Raw genomic sequence first — 7,096 nt, 5'->3', positions numbered from 1 at the left:
GGCAGTCAGCGCAGTTTCAAAATACTGGAATGTCAGTTTACCGTTTTCAGAGGCAAAAGAAATTGCAAAAAAATATCCAAACGTACGTGGAAGTATCCTAATTGAAGGAATAGAAATTGCAGAACGCCACGGACTAGGCAGTCTGATTCTTCACTCCTCGCTTTCGGAGCTAAAAAAAATCATAGACATGGGAATACCGCCAATTGTAATCCTGCCTGGACTCTATGAGACAGTCCAGCACGCTTCTGTCATTTCTGGCTATGACCAAAAAGAAAAATCAATCATTCACTATATGCCGCAGCCGGATCAAATTGGGGTCATACCCGAAGGACTGTTTGACAAGCTTTGGGAAGAAGATGGAAGATTGATGATACTGATTGCTCCGACTGACATAATATCGTCAATCAAGGTGGAAAACAAGACAAGGGAAAAATCTAACAGACTGTGTTTTGTTTCAGAAAAGCTCAACCTGCAAAACAGACATGATGACGCGATTAAGACGCTCGCAGATGCGATATCTCTTGACAAGACCAATTCTACCGCATCGTGTCTTCTTGGAGGAATCTATAACGAAAAAAATTCCCAAGAGTGTGTAAAATATTATGAGCAGAGCATCCAATACAACAAGTTGTGCTATTTGGCATATCGTGGACTGGGAAATTATTATCTCAAAACCAAACAATATGAAAAAGCAGACAAATACTATACGCAAGCCATAGCCATCAACCCAAACCGATTTGGCCCAATTTACAAAAACCGAGGTATAGCAAGACTGGAGCAAAACATGAAAAAGGAAGCAAAGGAAGACTTTGAAAATTATTTAAAACATACGCCAAATGCAAAAGATCAGGGTGACATCAAGCAAGCCATACAAGAATTGGATGCGGAGTGCGGGAATTGAACCCGCGACCTTCAGCTTGGGAAGCTGACGTCCTACCAGGCTGGACTAACTCCGCGCAACTCGGTTTTTGGAACTAGCATTATTATAGTTTGATCATGTAAATTAATCATGGATGCCAAATGTCCTGAATGCGAACGGGTGGCAATTCTTGACGATGATCTAAAATTCGTAAAGTGCCCCCATTGCAACTTTGAAGCCGAATATGAAAATTATATAGAAATCATGAAGGACAAGGCAATTAACATGTCTTCGGATTACATTCCAAGAAGACCTGGATTTTAACTACCAGAAGCTACCCTTGTCTGAGCAATCAAGATGCGCTCCACAGTTGCTGCAAATCATATGACACGCCTGCATTGAGGTCATCTTGGTATTGCATCTTGGACAGGAAATCTCTTCTCTCATCATGATAGGTTGTGCAAATAAAGATTAAAATTTTTCCTAATCTTGTAGCGCCAAAAAATGGAAGGCGCGTTATATCCAAACCCCAAAAATCAATCAACTACAGGTGTAGATTGCCTGAAAGCCTCCAAACGTTAATTAGTTGCTCAGATTTTTTGAGCAATACTTGGCTAACTTTAAACTGACAATATCTGATAAAAAGGGAAAATCCACATCAAAGGAGCTCAAAGACAAAGAGGCTAATGTGCTGATAGGGTTGCATATTGGAAACGAGGTGGATGCAGCAGTGGTAGGTTTGGATGGAAAACTCAAAATCAGCGGTGGAAGCGACAAGTCAGGGATGCCAATGAGATCTGACATTTACGGTACTGCGAGAAAAAAGGTCCTGATTTCAAAAGGGGTTGGACTCAAAAACGTCGAAAAAGGACAGCGTAGAAGAAGACTGATCCGAGGAAATACCATTTCAGAGGAGATTTACCAAATAAACTGCTCATATGACGGCGAGCTCAAAATAGAAGAGGCTCCAGCAGAAAATAAAGAAAAGGCATAACTTAACATACTAGATTTTTTGAGATTTACTAATGCATTGGCGTGACACCCTCCCCGAATGGTATGTAAAAAAATATGGCTACCAACCATGTGTAAACATTGGAACTGCAGGACACGTTGATCACGGCAAGACTACTCTAATTCAAGCTCTGACCGGACAATGGACTAGCGTTCACAGTCAGGAACTAAAGAGGGGAATTACCATACGCGTTGGATATTCTGACGCTGCGTTTTACAAGTGCAAAAGCTGTGAAGTGCCACTGGGATATTCTACTACTCCAACTTGTCCAAACTGTGGTAAAGAAAGCGAACTAAGCAGAGTTGTTAGTTTTGTGGACAGTCCTGGCCACGAAAGCCTTATGGCAAACATGCTTTCAGGTGCGGCACTAATGGATGGGGCATTGCTACTTGTAGCAGCAAACCAAAAAGTACCCCAACCGCAAACAAAAGAACATCTTTTAGCACTTCAAATTCTAGGAATTCAACAAATTGTAATTGTTCAAAACAAAGTTGATCTTGTATCGTACAAAGATGCGACAGCAAACTATGCTGACATAGTTAAATTTGTAAAAGGCACAAAAGCTGCAAAATCGCCAATAATTCCAATCTCTGCACAATCAAGACTTAACATAGATGCATTAATCGGAGCAATAGAAGATACAATCCAAACACCACAAAGAGCAGAAGCTAAAGATCCAGTGATGCATGTTCTAAGATCATTTGACGTTAACAAACCTGGTACTCTGATAAATAATATCAAAGGAGGAGTAATCGGGGGAAGCTTGACTCAAGGTATATTCTCGATTGGAGATGAAATTGAAATAAAACCTGGCATCCTAAACAATAAGAAAAGCAATTACGAACCAATCCATACACAAATAGTATCGTTAGGTACTGCAGCAGGAATAGTTGATGATGTAAAGCCGGGAGGTCTTGTGGCAATAGGAACCAAGTTGGATCCTTCACTAACTCGTAGCGATTCGCTGATTGGTTCAGTTATAGGAAAACCAGGAACACTGCCAGAAAACTCGAATGAAGCACAACTAGAAGTTAATCTGTTTGATTCTGCGGTTGGAACAATAAATGATGTCAAGGTGACGCCAATTCAGGCAGGAGAATCATTACGACTTAACATTGGAACTGCACCCGTTCTTGCAAAGGTAAGCAAGGCAAGGGGGGCAAATATTGAGGTTCAATTCAAAAGGCCGGTTTGTCTTTTTGAACAAAGTAATGTTGCAATAAGCAGAAAAATTGAAGAAAGATGGCGATTAATCGGAGCAGGCATAGTTGGTTGATGTAATATGCGACACAAGTTTTCTCATTCATTTAGCTACCAATAGAATAAAGAATCTTTCAACAATTGATACTGAAATAGGCAGCATTCGATTTGTTGTTCCAAATATTGTGACTATGGAGCTAAAAAAGCTCTTAGATGACAAGGAAAAAAAAGACGCCGTAGTTATAACACTGGATTATATCAAATCATTTCCAACCATTTCTCTGAATGGTAGTTTTGCTGATGCCGCATTGCAATCATATATAAAAAAACAAGGAGGTATTGTGGCAACAATGGACAAGGAGCTAAAATCAATTATAAAAAAATTGGGCGGCTCTATTCTTTCTATATCAAATAACAAAATAGTATTAGAATCAAGTAAGGTTTAACTTGGTAAATGACGATTTCAAATTATGCTAGAATATAATGGCGTTCAAATAAAATGGCATGGACATGATACACTTACATTAACAAAAGACGACATTACGGTTTGTTTTGATCCATACCAGATAGATAAAAAATTTCATGCAGATGTGATATTGATTTCTCACAACCATTTTGATCATCTAAGTATTGTTGACTTGGAAAAAATTACTGACAAAAAAACTGTCATAATAGCTGCAAAAGAATGTCTTGAGCAAATCAAACTGCCGTGCAAGAAATTAATCGGCATTGCGCCAAATGAAAAAATAGAGATCGATGGATTCAAAATAAATGCAATTCGTGCCTATAATACTGACAAGATAAACCCGGATACAAAAAGACCGTTCCACCCAAAAGAGGACAACAAGGTGGGATTCGTCATAACCATAAACAATACTCGATTCTATCATACCGGAGATTCTGATTTGATACCTGAAATGACTGACATAAAACCTGACGTTCTATTTGTACCAGTTAGCGGAACATATGTGATGACTCCAGATGATGCAGCAAAGGCAGTTAAAGAGATAAAACCAAAGCTTGCAATTCCAATGCACTATGGCAGTATTGTGGGAACGATAAATGATGCAAAAGCCTTCAAGAAACTTGTAACTACGTCAGAAGTGCATATTCTTTCAAAAGAGTAATAAGCCATATCTTTCGGAAAAGAAGCAATTGCTTTCTAATAAAAAATTATTCAGTGTGGGCAGCTTTGAGTTTTGTCTACATCACCTGCTCATAATACTGGTTCTTTCATCTTCGTTTTCCATTTCCGCATTGATTCGATCTCAAGCTGCGGACTATGGGTTTCAATTAAACGAGTTTGACCCGTTTTTTAATTACAGAGCAACAAAATTCATCGTAGAAAACGGTTTTGATGCCTATCTGAACTGGTACGATGACATGAGTTGGTATCCTCATGGAAGGGATATTGCAGGAACTTCTCAAGTCATGTTGCATGTAACTGCAGCCTCGCTCTACCAAATTTTTGGCGGTGGCACTAATCTTTATGACTTTACAATTGTATTTCCAGTAGTACTTGGCTCTTTGACAGCAGTTGTTGTATTTGCCCTAGTTAGGGTGATTGGCGGAACTACTGCAGGACTGTTTGCTTCGTTAATGTATTCTGTATCTTTGCCAATAATAGTTAGGGGTACAATTGGATGGTTCAAGTCAGAGCCACTCGGATTATTTTTTGGGCTACTTGCGATTTACTTACTTTTAAGTGGAATAAAATCAAACTCGCGTAAAATTGCCCTTGCCAAACTAATAGGAGGCGGGATATTTCTCGGTCTCTCTTTTTCGGCGTGGGGAGGAAGTGAATTCTTCGTTTTACCCATTGGCATTTTTATATTGTCACTACCGTTTGTCAGACAAGACAATCGTTTTCTTATCTGGGCTATTCCTGCATTCCTTCTTGGTATTGCAATCGCTATTGCGCCACTAGAAAGACCCGGAATTCAATTTTTTACAAAAGCAAGTGGCTTTATGCTGATTGGCCCAACAATCTTCCTCATCGCTTGTTATTTTATTCAAAAAATGAGCAAGATCGAACACGGAAAGCGTAACTGTGCATTATTGTTAGTGGCTGTAATCGTACTTGGCATTTTTATATTGTCAGCAAATGTAATTGGGCTTCCAAGCTTTAGATATCTAAATGCAATTAATCCATTCCTAACCACAACGGATCCTTTGGTGGATTCAGTAGCAGAACATGCAACTACTACTATTTTCCAATCATTTCTGTATAATTCCGTCTTTATGATATTTGGAGCATTAGGAGTTTGGCTAATCTTTAAAAATCTTTTAAATAACTCAAACAACAATCGCGACGTTCAGATTTTTGCATTGATTATTGGATTGTTTGGAGTTTATATCAGCTCCGCATTTATCCGATTGGAACTTTACTCATCACTCTCCCTTATAATTTTGGGTTCAGTAGGTCTATCAATTCTTACCAAAGAAATTTTCAAACATAACAAGCAGGAGAATAAAAAAATTATCAAGTCTCATCCAACTGCACTAAAAATTTCTTTTACTGTCATCATTACTGTTTTGCTGATCATACCAATTACGCTCCCAGCAAGCTCCAACTGGGTAAATAGTGTAAAAGCACCTCCAACCATTCTAAATGGCGGAAGTAACTACAACATAGCTACAACTGACTGGCTTGATGCCATGGACTGGATCAAAAACAATACTCCAAAGGATGCAGTTATTGCATCTTGGTGGGATTATGGTTACTGGATTACAACGCTTGGCGAAAGGAAAACACTAGCAGATAACGCCACCTTGATAGACTGGCAAATAAAGCTGATTGCAAAAATGTTACTTAGCTCACCTGACGAAGCATGGAGAATACTAACAAGCGACAAACCCTCTGAGGGCCTGGATGCAGATTATGTATTGATCTATGTTGCTGCACAGAGAGTAAATAGTGAAGACCCATCACTATACCTTGTTCAAGGTGGTGGGGATGAAAGTAAAAAACAATGGTTTATGAGAATCGCAGGCGTATCCGTTGACAAATACATCTATAGTGACGAATTAAGTGGAACAAACGAGTTTTGGAATGACACATTATTGGGTAAAATGATCCCATTTTCTCCAATGTTCTATGTGGATCTTAACACTCAGCAACAGTCACAATCGTATGTATCTGGATTTACTCCAATTTACATAAATGATATTAAATTTCCCAAAGATGGTGACGGACCATTAAAACTTGTCTATGAATCCTCTGGCTTTTTACGAAAAGACTCTGGGCCCATTAATGGTGTTTTAATTTATGAGGTAAACAAAGATTACAAACCGAAAACAGAAACAGCTATAGCGACAGAATCGAACATTAAGACATCTAGCGAATCAATCACCAAAACACCTGGAGAATTTGCAACAGTAGAGACAACACTGGGCGACATTGTAATTCAACTCAATAAAGATGTGGCACCAAAAACGGTTGATAACTTTAAAAAACTTGCAGATTCGCATTTCTATGACGGAACACTATTCCACAGAATCATACCTGGATTTGTAATACAGGGTGGAGATCCAAATACGGTGTCTGGCCCTCCTCAAACTTGGGGAACGGGAGGACCTGGATATATGATTCCTGCTGAATTTAGCAGCCTAAAACATACAAAATATGTTGTGTCAATGGCAAGAGGAGGAGATATCAATAGTGGAGGTTCGCAATTTTTCATCGTTTTGGGTGATGCGCCATTCCTCGATGGCAAGTATACAATTTTTGGCGAAGTAGTAGAGGGTAAAGATGTGGTAGATAAGCTGGGTTCCCTAAAAACAAATTCTGATGATCAGCCGATGAACGTTGAACAAGCACGAATCAAAAGTATAAGAATTTCTTAACTATATCTCGCTGGGGGACTCTTCTTTAAATTTGTCTGCAATGCGGTATCTTGCATATTTATCGTCGGGGGAAAACTTTGCAGGGTGAACAGTATTCGTCTTGGAATTGCAGTGTGGACATGCGTCTTTTAGAGTGTATTTTTTACAGTCTGGACACTTGCGAATCTGAAACTTCAATG

General features: G+C 39.1%; 8 protein-coding genes and 1 tRNA gene. 7 read left to right on the top strand and 2 right to left on the bottom strand.

Annotated features, from left to right (window positions below):
• Positions 1–901: tetratricopeptide repeat protein (locus NKMY2_RS01665; protein WP_042683894.1), on the top strand; the 901-nt coding region annotated here is incomplete at its 5' end.
• Here the strand turns inward: NKMY2_RS01665 and NKMY2_RS01660 are convergent.
• A tRNA-Gly gene (locus NKMY2_RS01660) sits at positions 883–956 on the bottom strand. The two genes, NKMY2_RS01665 and NKMY2_RS01660, sit on opposite strands and share 19 nt — an antisense overlap.
• 53 nt (positions 957–1,009) lie before the next feature.
• Between NKMY2_RS01660 and NKMY2_RS01655 the strand changes: the two genes are divergently transcribed.
• From NKMY2_RS01655 to NKMY2_RS01630, 6 genes are all read left to right on the top strand, one after another.
• A complete protein-coding gene (locus tag NKMY2_RS01655; protein ID WP_042683853.1) occupies positions 1,010–1,183 on the top strand; it encodes a hypothetical protein in 174 nt (57 codons plus the stop codon).
• A 286-nt stretch (positions 1,184–1,469) separates the two neighbouring features.
• Positions 1,470–1,853: a 30S ribosomal protein S6e gene (locus tag NKMY2_RS01650; RefSeq protein WP_042683852.1), complete on the top strand. Its 384-nt coding sequence runs from the start codon at positions 1,470–1,472 to the stop codon at positions 1,851–1,853.
• 31 nt (positions 1,854–1,884) lie between these two features.
• Positions 1,885–3,147 carry a translation initiation factor IF-2 subunit gamma gene (locus tag NKMY2_RS01645; RefSeq protein ID WP_042683851.1) on the top strand — a complete coding sequence of 421 codons (1,263 nt, stop codon included), beginning with the start codon at positions 1,885–1,887 and terminating at the stop codon, positions 3,145–3,147.
• Positions 3,140–3,517, top strand: coding sequence for a PIN domain-containing protein (locus NKMY2_RS01640; protein WP_042683850.1), 378 nt, complete (start codon positions 3,140–3,142; stop codon positions 3,515–3,517). The genes NKMY2_RS01645 and NKMY2_RS01640 overlap by 8 nt, the downstream gene beginning before the upstream one ends.
• A gap of 24 nt (positions 3,518–3,541) precedes the next feature.
• On the top strand, positions 3,542–4,198 hold the full coding sequence (locus NKMY2_RS01635; protein WP_042683849.1) for an MBL fold metallo-hydrolase: 657 nt from the start codon (positions 3,542–3,544) through the stop codon (positions 4,196–4,198).
• A 28-nt stretch (positions 4,199–4,226) separates the two neighbouring features.
• Positions 4,227–6,917 carry a peptidylprolyl isomerase gene (locus NKMY2_RS01630; RefSeq protein ID WP_238549733.1) on the top strand — a complete coding sequence of 897 codons (2,691 nt, stop codon included), beginning with the start codon at positions 4,227–4,229 and terminating at the stop codon, positions 6,915–6,917.
• Here the strand turns inward: NKMY2_RS01630 and NKMY2_RS01620 are convergent, their stop codons facing one another.
• The gene (locus NKMY2_RS01620; protein ID WP_042683847.1) at positions 6,918–7,094 is read right to left on the bottom strand and encodes an RNA-protein complex protein Nop10; all 177 of its coding nucleotides are present in this window, start codon (positions 7,092–7,094) and stop codon (positions 6,918–6,920) included.
• Positions 7,095–7,096 lie beyond the last annotated feature (2 nt).

The sequence above is a fragment of the Candidatus Nitrosotenuis chungbukensis genome (assembly GCF_000685395.1).
Classification (GTDB): domain Archaea; phylum Thermoproteota; class Nitrososphaeria; order Nitrososphaerales; family Nitrosopumilaceae; genus Nitrosotenuis; species Nitrosotenuis chungbukensis.
The sequence above is the reverse complement of the archived record's forward strand: the minus strand, read 5'-3'. Positions and strand labels throughout refer to the sequence as shown.

What these genes read in the sequence shown, in the direction of transcription:
- NKMY2_RS01655 (WP_042683853.1), top strand. Translation starts at nt 1,010, where the DNA reads ATGGATGCCAAATGTCCTGAATGCGAACGGGTGGCAATTCTTGACGAT.
- NKMY2_RS01645 (WP_042683851.1), top strand. Translation starts at nt 1,885, where the DNA reads ATGCATTGGCGTGACACCCTCCCCGAATGGTATGTAAAAAAATATGGC.
- NKMY2_RS01635 (WP_042683849.1), top strand. Translation starts at nt 3,542, where the DNA reads ATGCTAGAATATAATGGCGTTCAAATAAAATGGCATGGACATGATACA.